This window comes from Halorussus marinus (assembly GCF_004765795.1).
GTDB classification, from domain to species: Archaea; Halobacteriota; Halobacteria; order Halobacteriales; family Haladaptataceae; genus Halorussus; species Halorussus marinus.
This window is the reverse complement of record NZ_SBIV01000002.1, coordinates 315,090-332,459: the sequence shown is the minus strand read 5'-3', so window position 1 is coordinate 332,459 and position 17,370 is coordinate 315,090. Positions and strand designations below refer to the sequence as shown.

The 17,370-nt window shown below is 68.6% G+C and carries 14 protein-coding genes; 8 read left to right on the top strand and 6 right to left on the bottom strand.

All coding sequences use genetic code 11. From position 1 onward, the window contains the following. Nucleotides 1–73: 73 nt before the first annotated feature. The 3 genes from uvrA to EPY72_RS05625 all read left to right on the top strand — a co-directional run bounded on the left by uvrA (nt 74) and on the right by EPY72_RS05625 (nt 4,951). On the top strand, nt 74–3,064 hold the full coding sequence (gene uvrA / locus EPY72_RS05635; protein WP_135805814.1) for an excinuclease ABC subunit UvrA: 2,991 nt from the start codon (nt 74–76) through the stop codon (nt 3,062–3,064). A gap of 207 nt (nt 3,065–3,271) precedes the next feature. Further along, the gene (locus EPY72_RS05630; RefSeq protein ID WP_134669657.1) at nt 3,272–3,826 is read left to right on the top strand and encodes a DUF7344 domain-containing protein; all 555 of its coding nucleotides are present in this window, start codon (nt 3,272–3,274) and stop codon (nt 3,824–3,826) included. A gap of 33 nt (nt 3,827–3,859) precedes the next feature. Continuing rightward, a complete protein-coding gene (locus tag EPY72_RS05625) occupies nt 3,860–4,951 on the top strand; it encodes a geranylgeranyl reductase family protein (RefSeq protein ID WP_134669655.1) in 1,092 nt (363 codons plus the stop codon). An 87-nt stretch (nt 4,952–5,038) separates the two neighbouring features. Here EPY72_RS05625 and EPY72_RS05620 read toward each other — a convergent pair whose 3' ends face one another. Next, nucleotides 5,039–5,428: a UPF0146 family protein gene (locus EPY72_RS05620; protein ID WP_209019556.1), complete on the bottom strand. Its 390-nt coding sequence runs from the start codon at nt 5,426–5,428 to the stop codon at nt 5,039–5,041. Nucleotides 5,429–5,467: 39 nt separating this feature from the next. Here EPY72_RS05620 and EPY72_RS05615 point away from each other — a divergent pair, with 39 nt between their 5' ends. Next, nucleotides 5,468–5,989, top strand: a complete 522-nt coding sequence (locus tag EPY72_RS05615; RefSeq protein ID WP_134669653.1) for an archaemetzincin family Zn-dependent metalloprotease — start codon at nt 5,468–5,470, stop codon at nt 5,987–5,989. Here EPY72_RS05615 and EPY72_RS05610 read toward each other — a convergent pair. The 3 genes from EPY72_RS05610 to EPY72_RS05600 form a co-directional block, all read right to left on the bottom strand. Then, complete coding sequence (locus tag EPY72_RS05610) at nt 5,971–7,293, bottom strand: hypothetical protein (protein WP_135805813.1); 1,323 nt, start codon at nt 7,291–7,293, stop codon at nt 5,971–5,973. The two genes, EPY72_RS05615 and EPY72_RS05610, sit on opposite strands and share 19 nt — an antisense overlap. A 73-nt stretch (nt 7,294–7,366) precedes the next feature. Beyond that, nucleotides 7,367–9,181 carry a ribosome biogenesis/translation initiation ATPase RLI gene (locus tag EPY72_RS05605; RefSeq protein WP_134669649.1) on the bottom strand — a complete coding sequence of 605 codons (1,815 nt, stop codon included), beginning with the start codon at nt 9,179–9,181 and terminating at the stop codon, nt 7,367–7,369. A 1-nt stretch (nt 9,182) separates the two neighbouring features. Continuing rightward, nucleotides 9,183–9,485, bottom strand: a complete 303-nt coding sequence (locus EPY72_RS05600; RefSeq protein WP_134669647.1) for an EMC6-like membrane protein — start codon at nt 9,483–9,485, stop codon at nt 9,183–9,185. A 523-nt stretch (nt 9,486–10,008) separates the two neighbouring features. On the opposite strand from EPY72_RS05600, the gene EPY72_RS05595 reads away from it, so the two are divergent. Further along, a complete protein-coding gene (locus EPY72_RS05595) occupies nt 10,009–10,290 on the top strand; it encodes a MarR family transcriptional regulator (protein WP_134669700.1) in 282 nt (93 codons plus the stop codon). A gap of 68 nt (nt 10,291–10,358) precedes the next feature. Here EPY72_RS05595 and EPY72_RS05590 read toward each other — a convergent pair whose 3' ends face one another. Next, complete coding sequence (locus EPY72_RS05590; protein ID WP_135805812.1) at nt 10,359–11,135, bottom strand: TrmB family transcriptional regulator; 777 nt, start codon at nt 11,133–11,135, stop codon at nt 10,359–10,361. Nucleotides 11,136–11,265: 130 nt separating this feature from the next. Between EPY72_RS05590 and EPY72_RS05585 the strand changes: the two genes are divergently transcribed. Continuing rightward, complete coding sequence (locus EPY72_RS05585; RefSeq protein WP_135805811.1) at nt 11,266–13,944, top strand: efflux RND transporter permease subunit; 2,679 nt, start codon at nt 11,266–11,268, stop codon at nt 13,942–13,944. Nucleotides 13,945–13,998: 54 nt separating this feature from the next. Here the strand turns inward: EPY72_RS05585 and EPY72_RS05580 are convergent, their stop codons facing one another. Beyond that, nucleotides 13,999–15,852 (bottom strand): PINc/VapC family ATPase, encoded by a 1,854-nt coding sequence (locus EPY72_RS05580; RefSeq protein ID WP_135805810.1) that lies wholly within the window; start codon nt 15,850–15,852, stop codon nt 13,999–14,001. Between the two features lie 145 nt (nt 15,853–15,997). On the opposite strand from EPY72_RS05580, the gene EPY72_RS05575 reads away from it, so the two are divergent. Both EPY72_RS05575 and EPY72_RS05570 read left to right on the top strand, forming a co-directional pair. After that, a complete protein-coding gene (locus EPY72_RS05575) occupies nt 15,998–16,567 on the top strand; it encodes a hypothetical protein (RefSeq protein ID WP_134669639.1) in 570 nt (189 codons plus the stop codon). Further along, nucleotides 16,564–17,193: a DUF2238 domain-containing protein gene (locus tag EPY72_RS05570; protein ID WP_134669637.1), complete on the top strand. Its 630-nt coding sequence runs from the start codon at nt 16,564–16,566 to the stop codon at nt 17,191–17,193. Before EPY72_RS05575 ends, EPY72_RS05570 begins: the two co-directional genes overlap by 4 nt. Nucleotides 17,194–17,370: the final 177 nt, after the last annotated feature.

Below are 17,370 nucleotides of genomic sequence, written 5' to 3'. Positions count from 1 at the left end.
CGCCGACCACTTTCACCGTGATACCGTCCGGAACCGACAGCGTTTCACGCCCCAAGTCCCTATCCGGAGCCAGATGAGCAAGGACTACATCGACGTTCGGGGGGCCGAGGAGCACAACCTCAAGGACCTCGACATCTCCATTCCGCGCGAGAAGTTCAACGTCGTCACGGGGCTGTCGGGGTCGGGGAAGTCCTCGCTCGCGTTCGAGACGGTGTACGCCGAGGGCCAGCGACGCTACATCGAGAGCCTGTCGGCGTACGCCCGTAACTTCCTCGGACAGATGGACAAACCGCAGGTCGAGAACGTCGAAGGGCTCTCGCCGGCGATCTCCATCGACCAGAAGAACGCGGCCAACAACCCCCGATCGACGGTCGGGACCGTGACCGAACTCCACGACTACCTCCGGTTGCTGTACGCCCGGATCGGGACGCCTCACTGCCCGGAGTGCGGTCGAGAGGTCGGCGAGCAGAGCGCCCAGAACATGGTCCGGCGCGTGCTCGATCTGCCCGACGGGACGCGGGCGAAGATCGCGGCGCCCGTGGTCCGCGACCAGAAGGGCGCCTTCGAGGACCTGTTCGACGAACTGGTCTCGGAGGGGTACGGCCGGGTCGAGGTCGACGGCGAGGAGTTCGACCTCACCGTCGAGACGCCCGACCTCGACAAGAACTACGACCACGACGTCGACGTCGTGGTCGACCGCGTGAAGGTCTCGGCCGAGGATCGGAGCCGGATCACCGACAGCGTCGAGACCGCCCTCGAGGAGGCAGACGGCTCGCTGAAGGTCATCCTGCCGGACCCGCCGGCGGGCGCGGCCGACGCCATCGGCGGAGCCGCGGCGCGCTCGACCGGCGACCTCGCGGGCGAGACGCAGGGCGACTCGCCCGAGGCCGACGCCGGCGGCGAGGCCGACGACCGCCTCGTCGTCGAACTCTCGGAGGATCTGGCCTGCACCCACTGTGGCATCGACTTCCGGGAGATCGAGACCCGGAGCTTCTCGTTCAACAGCCCCCACGGCGCCTGCCCGGAGTGTGAAGGCATCGGCGAGACCAAGGAGGTCGACGAGGACCTCGTGGTCCAAGACCCCTCGAAGCCGCTCAAGAACGTCTTCGAGCCGTGGAGCTACAACCGCACCTACTATCGGCGCCAGCTCGACAACGTCGCCGACCACTTCGGCGTGAGCGTCGAGACGCCGTTCGAGCAACTGCCCGAGGACGTCCGGGAGGCGTTCGTCTGGGGCACCGACGAGTCGGTCCACTTCGAGTGGACGACAAAGAACGGCGTCCGGGAGAAAGACGAGCCGTTCGAGGGGGTCATCCCGAATCTGGAACGGCGCCACGTCGAGACCGACTCCGACAGCACCCGCGAGCACATAGAGGAGTACATGGCGGTCACGACTTGCCCCGCCTGCGAGGGGACCCGCCTCAACGACCAGAGCCGGTCGGTGCTCGTCGACGGCACCTCGATCTCGGAGGTCAACGAGCTGTCGATCGGCGACGCCCTCGACCACTTCGAGGGGCTCGAAGCGTCGCTGGACGACCGGGAGACCAAGATCGCGGCCGAGATCCTCAAGGAGATCCGGGCTCGGCTCGGGTTCATGGAGGAGGTCGGGCTGGACTACCTCACGCTCGACCGGGAGGCCTCGACGCTGTCGGGCGGCGAGAGCCAGCGCATCCGGCTCGCGACCCAGATCGGCTCCGGGCTGGTGGGCGTCCTCTACGTCCTCGACGAGCCGTCGATCGGGCTCCACCAGCGGGACAACGACCGACTGCTCGACACCCTCGAAGAGCTCCGGGATCTGGGCAACACGTTGCTCGTCGTCGAGCACGACGAGGAGACGATGCGCCGCGCGGACAACGTCATCGACATGGGACCCGGCCCCGGCAAGCGCGGGGGCGAGGTGGTCGCTCAGGGTCCGACCGAGGAGATCGAGGCCTGCGAGGAGTCGGTCACCGGTGACTACCTCGCCGGTCGCAAGGAGATCCCGGTCCCCGACGAGCGCCGGGACACCGACGAGCGACTGACCGTCGCGGGGGCGCGCCAGCACAACCTCGCGGACTTAGACGTCGACATCCCGGTCGGGCAGTTCACCGCGATCACGGGCGTCTCGGGATCGGGTAAGTCGACCCTAATGCACGATATCCTGTACAAGGGACTGGCCCGCGAGATGAACGACAACACGAGCGTCGACCCCGGCGACCACGACGCCATCGAGGGGATCGAGCACGTCGAGAAGGTCAGGCTTATCGACCAGTCGCCGATCGGTCGGACCCCGCGATCGAACCCGGCGACCTACACCGGGGTCTTCGACTACATCCGCGAGCTGTTCGCCGAGACCAAACTCGCAAAACAGCGCGGCTACGAGAAGGGGCGGTTCTCGTTCAACGTGAAGGGCGGACGCTGTGAGGAGTGTGGCGGGCAGGGGACGGTCAAGATCGAGATGAACTTCCTCTCGGACGTGTACGTCCCCTGCGAGGAGTGCGACGGCGCCCGGTACAACGACGAGACCCTCGACGTCACCTACAAGGGCGCGACCATCGCCGACGTGCTCGAGATGTCGGTCGCGGAGGCGTACGACTTCTTCGAGCACGACCAGCGGATCGGCCGCCGGCTGAAGCTCCTGAAAGACGTCGGGCTCGACTACATGAACCTCGGCCAGCCCTCCACCACCCTCTCGGGCGGGGAGGCCCAGCGCGTGAAACTCGCCGAGGAACTCGGCAAGAAAGACACCGGCGACACCCTCTACCTGCTCGACGAACCCACGACCGGCCTCCACAAGGCCGACGAGCGAAAGCTCATCGAGGTGCTCCAGCGGCTGACCGACCACGGCAACACCGTGGCGGTCATCGAACACGAACTCGATCTGGTGAAAAACGCCGACCACGTCGTCGACCTCGGCCCCGAAGGCGGGGAGAACGGCGGCGAGATCGTCGCCACCGGAACCCCCGAGGAGGTCGCACGCACCGACGACTCGTACACCGGCCGATACCTCCGAGACCTCCTGCCCGACGTCGACCTCGACGGGCCGCGGGCCGACAGGGCGGTCGCTCCGGCGACCGACGACTAACGATCGACGCGTTTTGTCCGATATTTTCCCGTATTGCCGGATTAAATACGGGAATTTCTCCGTTACTTCGAACGTCTGGGTACTACCTGACAGTTACTCGGGGCTAAGTACTGGATAACAAAGTGCGGTCCGGGCGAATCTCGTCTACCGTGTTACGATGGGTGGCGGTGGCACCGGGGCAACAAGCGATTGAGCGACTTCGGGAGCATGAGCTCGGCTGACAACTCACCGGAACGAGAGGCGCTGTCGGAAGACCTGATCTTCGACGTGCTCAAGAACCGACGGCGGCGATACACGCTCCATTACCTCAAGCAACAGGAGCGTCCGGTGGAGCTGTCGGAGCTCGCCGAGCAGGTCGCGGCCTGGGAGAACGACACCACCGTCGAGGGGCTGTCGGCCAACGAGCGCAAGTCGGTGTACACCTCCCTCTATCAGACTCATCTCCCGAAGCTGGCGGACGCCGGTATCGTCGAGTACAACCAGAACCGCGGCGTGGTCGAGCTGTCGGGCAACGCGGCCCAGCTCGAGGGGTATCTCCGACCGCAGGACGAGTTCCCGTGGATCAGATACTACCTCGGACTGGCCGCGGTCAGCGCCGTGCTGGTGATCGGCGATCTGCTTGGGGTGGCGCCGTTCGAGGCGATCCCCGACGAGATCTGGGGCGTCCTCATCGTGGCGGCGTTCGCCGTCTCGGCGCTGGCCCACTACGTGCGACGCAGACAGCTCTCCCGCAAGGAAAAGCCCCCGAACGCCGAAGGGTAGGATACTTGAGCGCCAACGCCGTATCCGAAGCCGATGTACGATTTCGTCGTCGTCGGCGCCGGTCCCGCCGGCTCGCGGTTCTCGCGGCGCGCGGCCGAACGCGGGTACGACGTGCTGGCGCTCGAACGCGGCTCGGTCGGCGAGCCCCTCGCGTGCTCGGGCCACGTCAGCACCGACATCTGGGAGTTCACGCCCGAGGGTGCCCGCGAGGAACTCCTCCAGAACGAGGTGTTCGGCGCGCGGTTCCACGTCGGCGGGCCGGCCAGCGACGACTACCCCTTCTACAAGCGCGAGGTGATCTCGAACGTCATCGACCGGGTCGGCCTCGACCGGCGCCTCGCCGACGCCGCCCGCGAGGCGGGCGTCGACCTCCGGGAACACCACAGCGTCTCGACGGTCGAGGAGCGCCCGGACCGCGTCGCGGTGACCGCGACCGGCCCCGACGGCACCGAGACGTTCGAGGCCCGGATGGTCGCGGGCTGTGACGGCCCGGTCTCGCGGGTTCGGCGCGAACTCGGACTGCCCGAACCCGGCGAGAAGCTTCAGGGGGTGCTCGGGTTCTCGACCGACGAGGACCCCGGCGACTTCGTCGACGTCCACCTCACCGCGCCGCGCTTTTTCGCGTGGCGCATCCCGCGGGGCGAGGCGGGCGTCGAGTACGGCCTCGCGGCCCCGCCCGGCTCCGAGCCGCCCGCCAGAGAGCTGTTCGAGTCGTTCACCGACGAGTACGGGACCGAGACCGGGGACTTTTGCGCCGGGATGATCCCGGTCGGGCCGGCCGAGACGGTGACGAGTCGCCGGGGGTTGCTGATCGGCGACGCCGCGGCCCAGACCAAGCCGTTCACCGGCGGCGGCATCCTCTACGGGATGACCGCCGCCGACCACGCCGCCCGCGAGATCGACCCCGAGCGGCCGTCGACGCTCGCGGACTACGAGTCGGCGTGGCGCGAGGACCTCGCCACCGAGATCCGGCTCGGCCACTGGATACGCAGGGCGTACTCGCTTCCCGAGCCCGTCCAGCGAGTCGGGCTGTCGGCGTTCTCCGGCGAGATCGGGGTCCACATGGACAAGCCGACCTCCTTCTTCTCGACCGAGCACCTCTCGAAGCTTCTCTCGCGGTCGTGAGTCCGCCGACGGGGCGCCTCGCGACCGAGACGTCCGCGCCCGCGAGCGTCGACGGGATCGCGTCGAACGAACCTCGCCCACGAGTCGCTACTCTCGGGCGACGTACAGCGTCTCGCCCGGTAGCGTCTCGCGGGCGACCCGCACCGCGGGCTGGTCGCCGCCGAGCGTGGTGAAGAGGAACGCGGCGTCGGCGCGCTCGGCGGCGTCGAGGGTCGGCCGGTGGAGCTCCGGCGGGAGGTTCAGCGCGTACACCGCCTCGGCGTCCCGGTAGACCGCCGGCTCGGGGTTCCAGACGTCGTCCTCGACGAACCGGACGCCGTCGGGAACCTCGCGAGCGCGCACGTCGGTCGCGGTGACCGAGACGCCCGCGGTCGCCAGCGCCCGGGCGACGTCGGTCCGACGGCCGATCCCCACCTCGACGACCGCCTCGAACTCCGAGAGGCGGGCGGCGATGGCGTCGCGGGTGTGCGGTTCCACGGCGGGAAGTTTATGAGTTGCTCGCGCATAGTGTTTCCCATGCTCGTCGACGTCGTCCCGGTCGGGGACGTTTCCGCGCAGGTCAAACGACAGGCCTCGGCAGGCCTCCGGTCGGTCTACGACTGTGAGGTCACGATTCACGACTCCCAGTCTGTGCCCACCGGGGCACACGACGAGAAACGCGACCAGTACCGCGCCGAGGAGTTCATCGAGCTCGCGGGCCGGATCGGATCGGCCGACAAGAACATCGCCATCACGCCCAAGGACCTCTTCTACCGCCGGCGAAACTACGTGTTCGGGCTGGCGTACCTCGACGGCAAGGGGAGCGTCATCTCGACCTACCGGCTCCAGACGTCGAGCGACGGCGGGTTCTCGAACCGGAGCGCAAGCGAGATCTTCTCGGACAGGGTCCGCAAGGAGGTCGTCCACGAGATCGGCCACACCATGGGGCTCGAACACTGCGACAACAAGCGGTGCGTGATGAACTTCTCGCCGACCGTCCGGGAGGTCGACGTGAAAGAGGAGAACCTCTGTGGCTCCTGTCAGCGATCGGTTCTCTGAGCGAGCCACGCCCGGAGCCGCCCGTTCGACCGCCACCTGACGCCTTCTATCGCCGCGCCGAGCAGTGCGAGCGCGCCCCCGAGTAACGGGACGAACTGCTCGCCCACGCCGTTTGGCAACACGTACTTCGAGATAGCGGTCGCGTACCCCAGATACTTCTCGACGACGTTCCCGGGGTCGCCCGCGTCGGCGAGTCCGGCCTCGTCGGCGGTCGGGCGGTCGGCGCTCCCCTCGCCCGGCAGTCGGTCGGCCTCGTAGGGGAGCGTGCCGGTCGTCACCTCCCAGACCACGTCGCCGTTCTCGTCGATCTCGAGGACGCGCTCGTTGTACGAGTCGGTGATCAGCGTGTGGCCGTTCGACAGCCGGTCGGCGTCCCGGGGCCACTGGAGGGTGCCGCTCCCGCCGAACGTCCAGACGATCTCGCCGTCGGCGTTCAACTCGACGATGCGGTCCTGCTCGCTGTCGGCGATCAGCAGGTGGTCGTCTGCCAGCCTGTCGGGGTTGTGTTGCTCGTACAGCGGCCCCTCGCCGCCCTCGAAGCTGTTCGGCCCGACGACCGGCCGGAGGCTCACCGAGCCGTCGTCGGCGACGCGGAGCTCGGCCACGGTGTCGAAGTTCCGGAGGCTGATCTGGAACACGCCGGGCTCGATCCGATCGACGTCGTTGACGTGGGTCCAGTCGGCCTCCGGGCCCATCCCGTCGGGCATCTCGTAGTCGTCGGTGGCGTTCCACTCCCAGACGATCTCCTTGTCCCGATCGACCGCGAACACGCGGTCGTTGCCCATGTCGACCATCACCCAGCGGTCCTCGCCGTCCTCGGTCGTGTAGTGGTCGGCGTCGTGGAGCTCGTGCTCGTGGAGTTCGACGTCGTACCACGCGTACTCCCAGCGAGTCTCGTTGGTCGATTGCTCGACGATCTTGAGGCTGTTGCGCACGCAGTTGGCGTGCCCGTCGTTTCGGTACCGCTCGGGACACCGAGCGTCGGGAATCTCGTCGGCGGTCGAGATCTGGACCCGGCCGGGGCCGAGCTCTTCGAGGTCGAACACGTCGTCGGTCCCGTCGTACTCCCAGACGATCTCGCCGTCGGGCGCGACTTCGATCGCCCGCCCGTCGTCCTGGTACCCCTGGAGAGCGATGAGCGTGTTGTTCTCGGGGCGTTCGTGGTCGGTGGCGAGACGCGGATGGGACGGAGCGGCCAGCACGCCGACGGTCGCGATCGCGAGGCAGACGACCGCGAGACACGCGAACAGCTTCGCGCGGCGTTCGTGGCCGGTCCCGAACCACGCGGGGAGGAGCGGTGTCACTGCGTGGGCCTAAGCGTGCGCCGACGAAAATCATTCGGTTCTCCGGTCGGGGTCGGAATCGGTCGGCCGCCGTTCAGGGCGCGTAGTAGTACTCGCCCTGCTTTTTCTGCTCGCGGTCGAGCTGGCTCCCCGGCTTGTTGATGCGCGGGCGACCGACGTTCTCGTCGCGGCGGAACGTGACGTCGAGGTTCGAGAGGAAGTCGTTCATCCCCGCACGCATCCCGGTTGGCGCGCTCGCACGACCCCGGACCGCCGGCTCGCCGTCGAAGACCATCAGTCGGTCGGCGAGCAGGTCGATCATGTAGATGTCGTGGTCGACCACCAGCACGGTGGCGTCCTGCTGTTCGGCGAACCGCCGGATGGCGGTGGTCGCTCGCACCCGCTGTTCGACGTCGAGGTACGCCGAGGGCTCGTCGAGCAGGTAGAGGTCGGCCGACTTCGACAGGCAGGCCGCGATCGCGACCCGCTGGCGCTCGCCGCCCGAGAGGTCGGTGAGGTTCTGCTCCATGATGCGATCGAGCTGGAGCGGCTTGGCGATCTCGGTCTCCCAGTAGGAGGAGCCGACCCGGTCGGTGATCGAGCGCATGAACGCGTCGACCCGCATCGGCTGGTCGATCTCGATGTACTGGGGCTTGTAGGCGATGTCGAGGCTGAAATCGAGCGCGTCTCCGTCCGGTTCGAGCCGGCCCGCCAACAGCTTCGCGAACGTCGACTTGCCGATGCCGTTCGGGCCGACGATCCCCAGCACTTCGTTCTCTCGGATCGCCCCGCCCTCGACGTCGAGGCTGAACTCGCCGTCGCCGTAGGACTTGCGGAGGTCGGGGTACTCCACGAGGGTGTCGGCGCGACTCACCTGCCGGGGCGCGTGCTCCTCGAACTCGATGGGGTCGGGCCGGATGCGCATGTTCTCGTTGTCGAGATACCCCTTGAGGTACTCGTTGATGCCGTTCCGGACCGACTTGGGGTCGGTGATGACCCCGTACGCGCCGGGCTCACCGTACGCGACGTGGAGGTTGTCGGCGACCAGATCGAGGATGGCGAGGTCGTGTTCGACGACCAGCATCGACTTGCCGTGCTCGTTGGCCATCTCCTGAATCAGTCGGGCGGCCGCCACCCGCTGGCTGATGTCGAGGTACGGCGTGATCTCGTCGACGAAGTAGAAGTCGGCCTCGCGGGCCAGACACGCCACCAGCGCGACCCGCTGGAGCTCCCCGCCCGAGAGGCTGTCGATGTCCTGATCCATGACGTGCTCGATCTCGAGGCGTTCGAGCAGGTCGTCGAGCACGCCTCGCTCGTCGGTGTTCTCCAGTAGCTCCGCGGTGGGGCCGTCGAACTGATCGGGGATCTTGTCGACGTACTGGGGCTTTCGCGCGACGGTCACGTCGCCGTCCCGGACCGCGGTGAGGTAGTCCTGAAGCTCGGTCCCGCGGTAGGCATCGAGCACCGCCTCCCAGCCCGGCGGGTCGGCGTGGTCGCCGAGGTTGGGCGCGAGTTCGCCCGCCAGAATCCGGACCGCGGTCGTCTTCCCGATGCCGTTCGGCCCGAGGATGCCCGTGACCTGTCCCTCGATAGGGACCGGCAGGCCGTACAGCGAGAAGGCGTTCTCGCCGTAGCGGTGGACCGGCTCGTCCTGAAGCTCTTGGGGGAGGTTGATGATCTCGATGGCGTCGAACGGGCACTTCTCGACGCAGATGCCGCAGGTCTCGCCCAGACAGATCTCCTCGCTGATGTGGACCTGATCGGGCTGGCCCTCCTCGGCGTCCTCGCCCCGGAGCGTGATGCACTCCTTGCCCGTCCGGTTCGGCGGACAGTAGTTCTTGCACTCGTAGCTACAGCGATCGGGTTGACACCGTTCGAGGTCTACGACGGCGATGCTGTCGTCGGCCATGCTAGAAGGTGACGTTGTTGGTCAGCAGGATGGTCCAGCTCACGAACCAGAGCGAGAACGTCATGAACACCACGTAGAGGTGGTCTTTGGTGGAGAAGTCCCCCACGTCGATGCCCAGCACTTTCAGGACCGGGTACTGGGCGACGACGAGCGCGCCCACGATGCCCAGCCCTAGCGTGTCTGTCGCCTCCATCCCGAGGACCGTCGCGGAGACGAACGCCGCGACGACGCCCGCGAGCGTGGCGACGGCCGTCACCGTCACCCCGCGGAGATGAGAGGCCCGCCGTTCGGATGCGGTAGCCATACGGGTGAATGGGGGACGCGTCTTGAAAAACCCAGCCTTTCCCCACGACCTTTTGCTTCGGGCGCGCCACGAGCGCCGCGCCCTTGCAAAAGCTCGATCAAAACCCTTCGGGCCTCCCGTTGGTCGGCCCTTGGGCCGCTCGCTCGGGCTTCGCCCTCGCTCGCGGGACGATAGCCGGTGCGCGACTGCACGGCAACCGCCTCAGCACCGTCCCGCACTGCCCCGCATCCGCTCTGCACTGCCCCGCAACCGTCCCGCACTGCCCCGCATCCGCCCTGCACTGCCCCGCAACCGTCCCGCACTGCCCCGCATCCGCCCTGCACTACCCCGCATCCGCCTCGGCACCGCCCCACCACAGTCTCCGACCGCTACGCCATGCTACCGGCGGACCGGGACTGCTATCGCGGGGCTTCTTCCGGTCGCTGGCGCCCTACGCCCCGAACCTTTTTACCGTGTCGAGGCGACGATCCGTGCGGGTCGTTCTCAATACTTTTATGGCATTCGCGTGTTTCGAAACGTAATGATGGTATCCCAGTCCGAGCGAGAGGACATCGACGAACTTCCGCCGAGTGCGAAGCTGGTTTTCAAGGTGCTCGAGTACAAGGGCGCGCTGACCCAGAAACAGATCGTCGAGGAGTCGATGCTGTCGGCTCGAACCGTCCGCTACGCCCTCGAACGGCTCGAAGAGCTCGAGGTCGTACAGGAGGACGTCTACTTCGCCGACGCACGACAGAACCTCTACGAGATCGACGTGAGCCAAGAGACCGCGCCGGAGGCGGCCGACGCCCAGACGTGCGCGGAGTGACCGATCGTCGCTGACTCGTTTTCGAGGCGACGCCGGCCCGTCCGCGCGTCTCGTCTCACCCGCGGTAACTACTCGGCGCCGGGGTACTCGCCCTCGAACCCGGACTGCATCCCGGCGTGGATGAACTCCGCGAGAATGCGTCCGATTCTGGTGTCTGCGGTCCAGAGCGCCGTCTCCTCGAACGGCTCGCCCCCGTCGTCGGTCCGGACCGACAGCAGGACGGTGGCGTCGTCGACGAGGAGCGTCCGCCCGGTGAACCCCCGCGTCCGATCCGGGGGCGCCACCACGACCCGGACCGGGGCGTCGGCGAACCGCCGTTCGACCGCCCGTTCCTGCGTGACCACCACGACCGGGACCCCGGCGGCGGCTCGCTCGCGGAGCGCGGCCTCGACGTCCTCCGAGAGCAGGTCGGCGTCGCCCGCGATCAACACGACCTGCTCGCTCGCGCGCTCGACCAGCGCCGCGACGCGCTCGTGGACCGCGTGGCGCCCGTGGAGCGTCGAGACGTCGCCCTCGTCGGTCCGGTCGGCGCGCTCGTTGCGCACCGATTCGAGGTTCTCGAACGCCCGTTCGTGCTCGCGTTCGATCCGGCTCCGGAGCTGTTCGCGCGCCGCGTCGAGGCTCACCGGGCGGTAGCGCTTTGGCGAGGACTCGACCACCTCCACCAGCCCCCGCTCGGCGAGGTCGTCGGCCGCGCCGTACACCTGCGATCGGGGGACCTCGGAGGTCTCGCTCACCTCCTGGGTGGTCCCGGTGCCGAGCCGCTGGAGCGCCACGAACACCCTCGCCTCGTAGTTCGACAGGCCGAGTTGCTTCAGCGCCGCCACCGCGTCGTGTGCGCTCATTCCAGTCGGGAGAGAGAGGCTCCCGGCAGTAAGTGGTTTCGAGTGGCGTCGCGGCCGGGCGCTCGGAGCGTCACGGCTATTGTATATTTCTACAACCTTTTATAATAGCGGGCCGATTGGACGGGTAGAGATGGACCTCGCCGAACGGTACGCCGGCGCGATCGCGCGCCACAGCAAACTGGTGATCGCGGTGTTGCTCGTCGCCACCGCCGTCGTCGGCTACGGCGCCGGCGGCATCGAGGGCGGTCTGACGATCGCGAGCTTCGGCGGCGACTCGACCGAGGCCCAGAAGCTCGAGTACGTCCGGGAGAACTTCTCGACCGGCGAGACGAACGCGACCGCGATGCAGGTGGTGGTCCGGGGCGACGACGTGCTCTCGAAGCAGTCGCTGATCGAGACGCTCCGGCTCCAACAGCGCCTCCGGGCGAACGAGACGGTGAACGCCACCCTCCGGACGGAGGCGCCGACCGCCGGGTTGTCGAACCTCGTCGCCGTCGAGGCGCTCCGAGGAGAGCGGGCCGACTCCGCCGGGAACCGCACCGAGTCGAACGCGACCGGCGCCGACGCCCGGGCGGCCGCCGGCCCGCCGACGCTCGACGAACAGCTCGCCCAACTGGAGTCGATGTCCGAGGCCGAGGTCGAGCGCGCGGTGCTCGCGGTCCTCGACCCCGACCGGCCCGCGTCGGGACCGACCGACCCCTTCTCGCTGGTCGCGACCGACTACGAGCCCGGGAGCACGACCGCCACCGCCCGCGTGCTGTTCGTGTTCCAGACCGCCGAGTCCGGCGGGGACTCGCTGTCAGACGACGTGGTGGCCGGCCAGCTCGCCACCCGCGACCTCGCCGAGGAGACCGTCGAATCGACCGACTCGTTCGTCTTCGGCGCCGGCATCGTCGACGAGGTGTCCGGGCAGGCCACCGGCGAGAGCTTCGCGCTCATCACGCCCGTCGCGTTCGCCATCGTGCTCGTCGTGCTGTTCGTCGCGTACCGCGACCCCTTCGACGTGGCGCTTGGCCTGTTCGGGACCCTCCTCGTCCTCGTCTGGATGGGCGGGTTCATGGGGTGGGCCGGGATCGGCGTCACCCAGATCCTCATCGCGGTGCCGTTCCTCCTCATCGGGCTCTCGATCGACTATGCGCTCCACGTCGTGATGCGGTATCGCGAGGCCCGCGAGGAGACCGACGGGCCGGGATCGGCCGCCGACGCGTCCGACCGGTCGCCCGCCGCGGCGATGCGGACGGGGCTCGCGGGCGTGGCGGTCGCGCTCGCGGCGACGACGTTCACCACCGCGGTCGGGTTCCTCTCGAACCTCGTGAGCCCGATCGGCTCGATCCGGGAGTTCGGGCTGGTGAGCGCGGTCGGGATCGTCTCGGCGTTCGTCGTGTTCGCGGCGCTCGTCCCGGCGCTCAAGCTCGAACTCGACGGCCTTCTCGAGCGGGTCGGCCTCGACCGCCGCCGGTCGGCGTTCGGGACCGGCGAGACGCGGATCAACCGCGTGCTCGGGCTCGGGACGACCGTCGCGCGCCGCGCCCCGATCGCGGTCGTCGCGATCGCGCTGGTGGTGAGCGCCGGGGGCGGCTACGCCGCGACCGACATCGACACCTCGCTGAATCAGGTCGACTTCCTGCCTCGGGACTCCCCCGAGTGGACGGACTCGCTCCCCGAGCCGTTCCGGCCGGGCGACTACGAACTCCGGGAGAACGTCGTCTTCCTCAACGACGCGTTCGTCCAGACCCGCGACGCCTCGCAGGCCGAGATCCTCGTCGAGGGGCCGGTCACCTCGCCCGACACCCTCGACCGGCTCGCGGCGGGCCGGGCGTCGGTCGCCGACAGCTCGACCGCCGTCACGCTCGGGAACGGTCGGCCGAGCGTCGACGGCCCGCTGGCGCTGCTCGAACGCACCGCGCCAGCCAACGAGACGGTCGCGGCCGTCGTCGCCGAGAACGACGACGACGGCGACGGGGTCCCCGATCGGAACCTCGCGGCGGTGTACGACGCGGTGTACGCGGCGGCTCCTCAGGAGGCCGCCGCCGTCATTCAGCGCGAGTGCGTTGGGTCCGAGACACAACGGGACGGTCGAGCGGCGGAGTCGCGAGCCGACTGCGAGTACCGCGCGCTCAGGCTCTCGGTCTCGATCCGGGGCGGCTCGGACACCGGCGTCGTGACCGACGAGATGCGGGCGGCGGCCGCCGCCGTCGAGGCCGACACCGACCTCCGGGTCACCGCGACCGGCCAGCCGATCGTGACCGAACTGGTCCAGCGGGGACTGCTCCGGACGCTGGTCGAGACGTTCCTCATCACGCTCGGGGTCATCGTCGCGTTCCTCACGACGATCTTCTACCGGCGGTACGGCACCCTCGCGCTCGGCGCGATCACGATGGTGCCGGTCGTGTTCGCGCTGAGCTGGATTCTCGGGGTGATGTACCTCCTCGACATCTCGTTCAACAGCGAGACCGCGATCATCGCGGGCATCGCCATCGGCATCGGGGTCGACTACGCGGTCCACATCAGCGAGCGCTTCCTCGACGAACTCGGGGGCGCGCCCTCGGCGGTCGCCGCGCTCGAAACCACGGTCGCGGGGACCGGCGGCGCGTTGCTCGCGAGCGCGGTCACGACCGCCGCGGGGTTCGGCGTGCTGTTGCTCGCGCTGGTCCCCTCCCTCCAGCGGTTCGGGCTGGTGACCGGCACCTCGATCGCGTTCGCGTTCGTCTCCAGCGTGGTCGTCCTCCCGAGCCTGCTGGTGCTGTGGTCGCGGTACTCGGGCGTCGCGACGGCGCTCCGGGAGGAGACGCCGGCCGCGGGCGACTGACGGCGCTCCGAATCGGCGATTCGAGAAGACGTGACGACGTGGTCGCGACCGTCTCTACGCGCCCGACACCGTGATGGCGCGCTCCCGATCGATGGCTCGCTCTAGCTCCTCGGCGATGGCGCTCCCCCGCGAGACCTGAATGTCGCCGCCGCGGCCGACCGTCGCGGTGAACAGGTACTCGCCGTCGGCCTGCACCTCGACGGTCTCGCCGGCGTGGCCCTCGGTCGGGATGACGATGTGGCGGGAGGTGATCTCCGGCGTGACGACGTTGCCCTGCGGTCCGCCCGCGCCGCCGGCCCCGGCGGTCCCCGACGAGGACACCGACTGGGGCTTCTCGTCGTGGGTCCGGACGTCGATGTCGATGCCGAGTCGGTTCTCGATGTCCTCGATCCGGCCGCCGCCCTTCCCGATGACGTAGGAGATGTCGTCGTCGCTGACGTACACCGTCGCGCGGTTCTGGCCCTGCACCTCGACGTCGACCCGGCCGCGGGCGACCGACTGGATCTCGCGCTCGATCTCCTGGCGCGCGAGCTTCGAGACGCCGCTCTCCTCGCGCTCGCCCTCGTTGAGCGGGACGGTGACGACCTGCCGATTGAACGTGTAGATCTCGTACTCGGGCCGGCCGGTCTCGAAGTCCTCGATCACGATCACCGGGCGGGCCAGATCCTCCTCCATCAGCCCCTCGGGCACCTTCACCTGCGTCGAGACGTCGTACACCTTCTCGACCTCCCCGGCCTCGATGTAGACGACGGTGTCGACGATCTGGGGGATCATCCCGAGTTCGACCCGACCGATGAGCCGCTGGAGCGCGTCGATGGCGCGGGTGGCGTGGACCACCCCGACCATCCCGACGCCCGCGAGCCGCATGTCCGAGAACACCTCGAAGTCGTCGGTCTTCCGGACCTCGTCGTAGATGGTGTAGTCGGGCCGGACCATCAGAAGCGAGTCGGCGGTCTTCTCCATCTCGCCGGCGAGCTCGGTGTACTGGGTGATCTCGGGACCGACCTGGAGGTCGCGGGGTTTCTCCATCGTCTTGACCGCGAAGCCGTGGTCCGCGAGGAACTCCCCGACCGCCTGGGCGAACGTCGACTTGCCTGCCCCGGGCGCCCCAGAGACGAGGACGCCGCGCTGGTGGTCGAGCAGTCGGTCTTTGAGCTCGGCGGCGAACTCGTAGTCCTCCATGTCGGTCTTGACGATCGGCCGGACCGCGGTGATCTCCCACGCGTCCGAGAACGGCGGCTCCGAGATCGCGATCCGGTAGTCCCGAAACTGGACGATCGTCATCCCGCGCTCGTCGAGTTCGATGAACCCCTCGGGGCTCTGCTTTGCGCTCTCGATTATCTCCTGGGCGTGGTCCTTGAGCGTCGACTCGTCGAGGACGTCCTCGCCGATCGCGGTGTACTCCATCTCGCCGACGTCGCCGCGCTTGGCCATCGGCTCGACGCCGACCTTGAGGTGGACGCTCATCGTCGAGTCGTCGAAGAACTCCTCGATCGAGAGGTCCCCGATCTCGCGGGTCTTGGGCGCGATGTACTCGACGTCGAGCCCCTTCGCCCGCGCGACCTCGCTCTGGACGCTGTCGCTCGTGACGAAGGTGGCCTCGCGTTCGGCCGCGAGTTCGCGGATGAGCGCGTCGATCTCGCCCTCGCTTGCGGCGTCGGCCTCGCCCGGGTCGGGGCGGTCGCCGACGTACTCCAGGTCGATCTCGCCCTCGTCGGCGAGGTCCGCGAGCCGCTGGAGCTCGCCGAGCCCGTCCCACCCGCTGTCTTGGCCCCGGTTGGCCTGCGCCTCGAGCTCGGCGACGACCGCCTCCGGGATGAGGACCGTCGCGCCGTCGAACTCGCCGTCCGAGACGCGCTCGGAGACGCGCCCGTCGATGACGACGCTCGTGTCCGGTAGTACGTTCATGTCTCCTCGTTGGACGGGCGCGCTGATAAGGATGTTCAACGCGCGGGGATTTGGCGATCCCCGGCCACCGGGTGGGTCGCGCTCGGGCGCTCGTGTGGCCCGGTCGTGCCTCATCGCTTACGTGAGTGGAGGCCGAACGCGTCGTATGAGCACTCGCAGTTCGTTGCTGTCGGATGGCCGCACCAACGCTGCTGTCGCGTGGGCGCTGGTCGGCGTGCTGGCGCTCACCGCCGGCGAGAACCTGCTTGACGCCGATATCCTGTGGGCGGGGTTCGCGGTCGCGGCGGTCGCGCTGGTCGCGGCCCCCGCCGCACTCTCGCGGGACTGGGCGGTGATGGCGCCGTGGGAGGTCGTCGCCCTGGTGGCGTTGCCGGTCGCGGTCAGGTCGCTCGCGACCGGCCGGCTGTTGCAGGTGGCGACGTATCTCTCGGTGGCGGCGCTGGCGCTCCTGCTCGCGGTCGAGTTAGACGCCTTCTCCGGCGTCGAGATGACGCCGAGCTTCGCGGTCGGCTTCGTGGTGATGACCACGATGGCGGCCGCCGGGACGTGGGCGGTGGCCCAGTGGTACGCCGACCGGCTGTTAGGGACGGCGTTTCTGGGGGCCCCAGACGCGCTGATGTGGGACCTCGTGTTCGCCTCGGCGACCGGGGTCGTCGCCGGCGTGATCTTCGAGGTGTACTTTCACCGGCGGTCGCCCGGGGGTGGGTCGGCGTGAGCCTGACCGAGGCGTTCGGCCTCGGCGAGCGCCGCCAACAGCACCTCGTCCACCTCCTGCAGATCGGGCTCGCCGGTATCGTCGCCTACAGCCTGTTTCGGGCCAAGTTCGGGCTCGTGATCAACGCCGGAGTTCCGCTCGCGATCACGTTCCTGCCCGCGGTGCTGGCCCGGGACACTCACGTCTCGATGGACGCCGGGCTCGCGCTCTGGATCACTCTCGCTGTGTTCGTCCACGCGCTCGGGTCGCTCGGGGTCTACCAGTGGTTCCCGTGGTACGACCAGTTCGCGCACGCCCTCTCGTCGTCGGTGGTCGCGGGCGTGGGCTACGCCGTCATCACGGCGTTCGACCGCCACTCGGAGTCGGTGGAGTTCCCCCCGGAGTTCGTCTCCGTGTTCCTGTTCGTGTTCGTGATGGCGTTCGGCGTTCTCTGGGAGATCCTGGAGTTCACCACCGGGCTCGTCTCGGGGATGGTCGGCGGCGAGGCGGTGCTGGCCCAGTACGGGATGAGCGACATCATCTACGACCTCGTGTTCAATCAGGTCGGCGCGATCATCGTCGCGGCGTGGGGCCACTCCCGGCTGTCGGGGGTGAGCCGGGACCTCTCCCGGGAACTCGACGAGTAGCTACTCCGACCAGGCGTCCAGTCCGGTGAGCACGACCACCCCAGCGCGACGAGCAACTGACCGGCAAGCGCCTCCAGCCCGGCGATGGCGCGCGACCGCCCCGACCGGCCGGCCGTCGCCGTACCCCAGCGTGGCGAAGTCACGGTCGGTCTGTTGGTTCGAGCCGGTCGGGCCGCT

What these genes read in the sequence shown, in the direction of transcription:
- uvrA (WP_135805814.1), top strand. Translation starts at nt 74, where the DNA reads ATGAGCAAGGACTACATCGACGTTCGGGGGGCCGAGGAGCACAACCTC.
- EPY72_RS05590 (WP_135805812.1), bottom strand. Translation starts at nt 11,135, where the DNA reads ATGAGCGCACACGACGCGGTGGCGGCGCTGAAGCAACTCGGCCTGTCG.
- EPY72_RS05625 (WP_134669655.1), top strand. Translation starts at nt 3,860, where the DNA reads ATGTACGATTTCGTCGTCGTCGGCGCCGGTCCCGCCGGCTCGCGGTTC.
- EPY72_RS05615 (WP_134669653.1), top strand. Translation starts at nt 5,468, where the DNA reads ATGCTCGTCGACGTCGTCCCGGTCGGGGACGTTTCCGCGCAGGTCAAA.
- EPY72_RS05580 (WP_135805810.1), bottom strand. Translation starts at nt 15,852, where the DNA reads ATGAACGTACTACCGGACACGAGCGTCGTCATCGACGGGCGCGTCTCC.
- EPY72_RS05605 (WP_134669649.1), bottom strand. Translation starts at nt 9,181, where the DNA reads ATGGCCGACGACAGCATCGCCGTCGTAGACCTCGAACGGTGTCAACCC.
- EPY72_RS05585 (WP_135805811.1), top strand. Translation starts at nt 11,266, where the DNA reads ATGGACCTCGCCGAACGGTACGCCGGCGCGATCGCGCGCCACAGCAAA.
- EPY72_RS05595 (WP_134669700.1), top strand. Translation starts at nt 10,009, where the DNA reads ATGGTATCCCAGTCCGAGCGAGAGGACATCGACGAACTTCCGCCGAGT.
- EPY72_RS05600 (WP_134669647.1), bottom strand. Translation starts at nt 9,485, where the DNA reads ATGGCTACCGCATCCGAACGGCGGGCCTCTCATCTCCGCGGGGTGACG.
- EPY72_RS05630 (WP_134669657.1), top strand. Translation starts at nt 3,272, where the DNA reads ATGAGCTCGGCTGACAACTCACCGGAACGAGAGGCGCTGTCGGAAGAC.
- EPY72_RS05575 (WP_134669639.1), top strand. Translation starts at nt 15,998, where the DNA reads ATGAGCACTCGCAGTTCGTTGCTGTCGGATGGCCGCACCAACGCTGCT.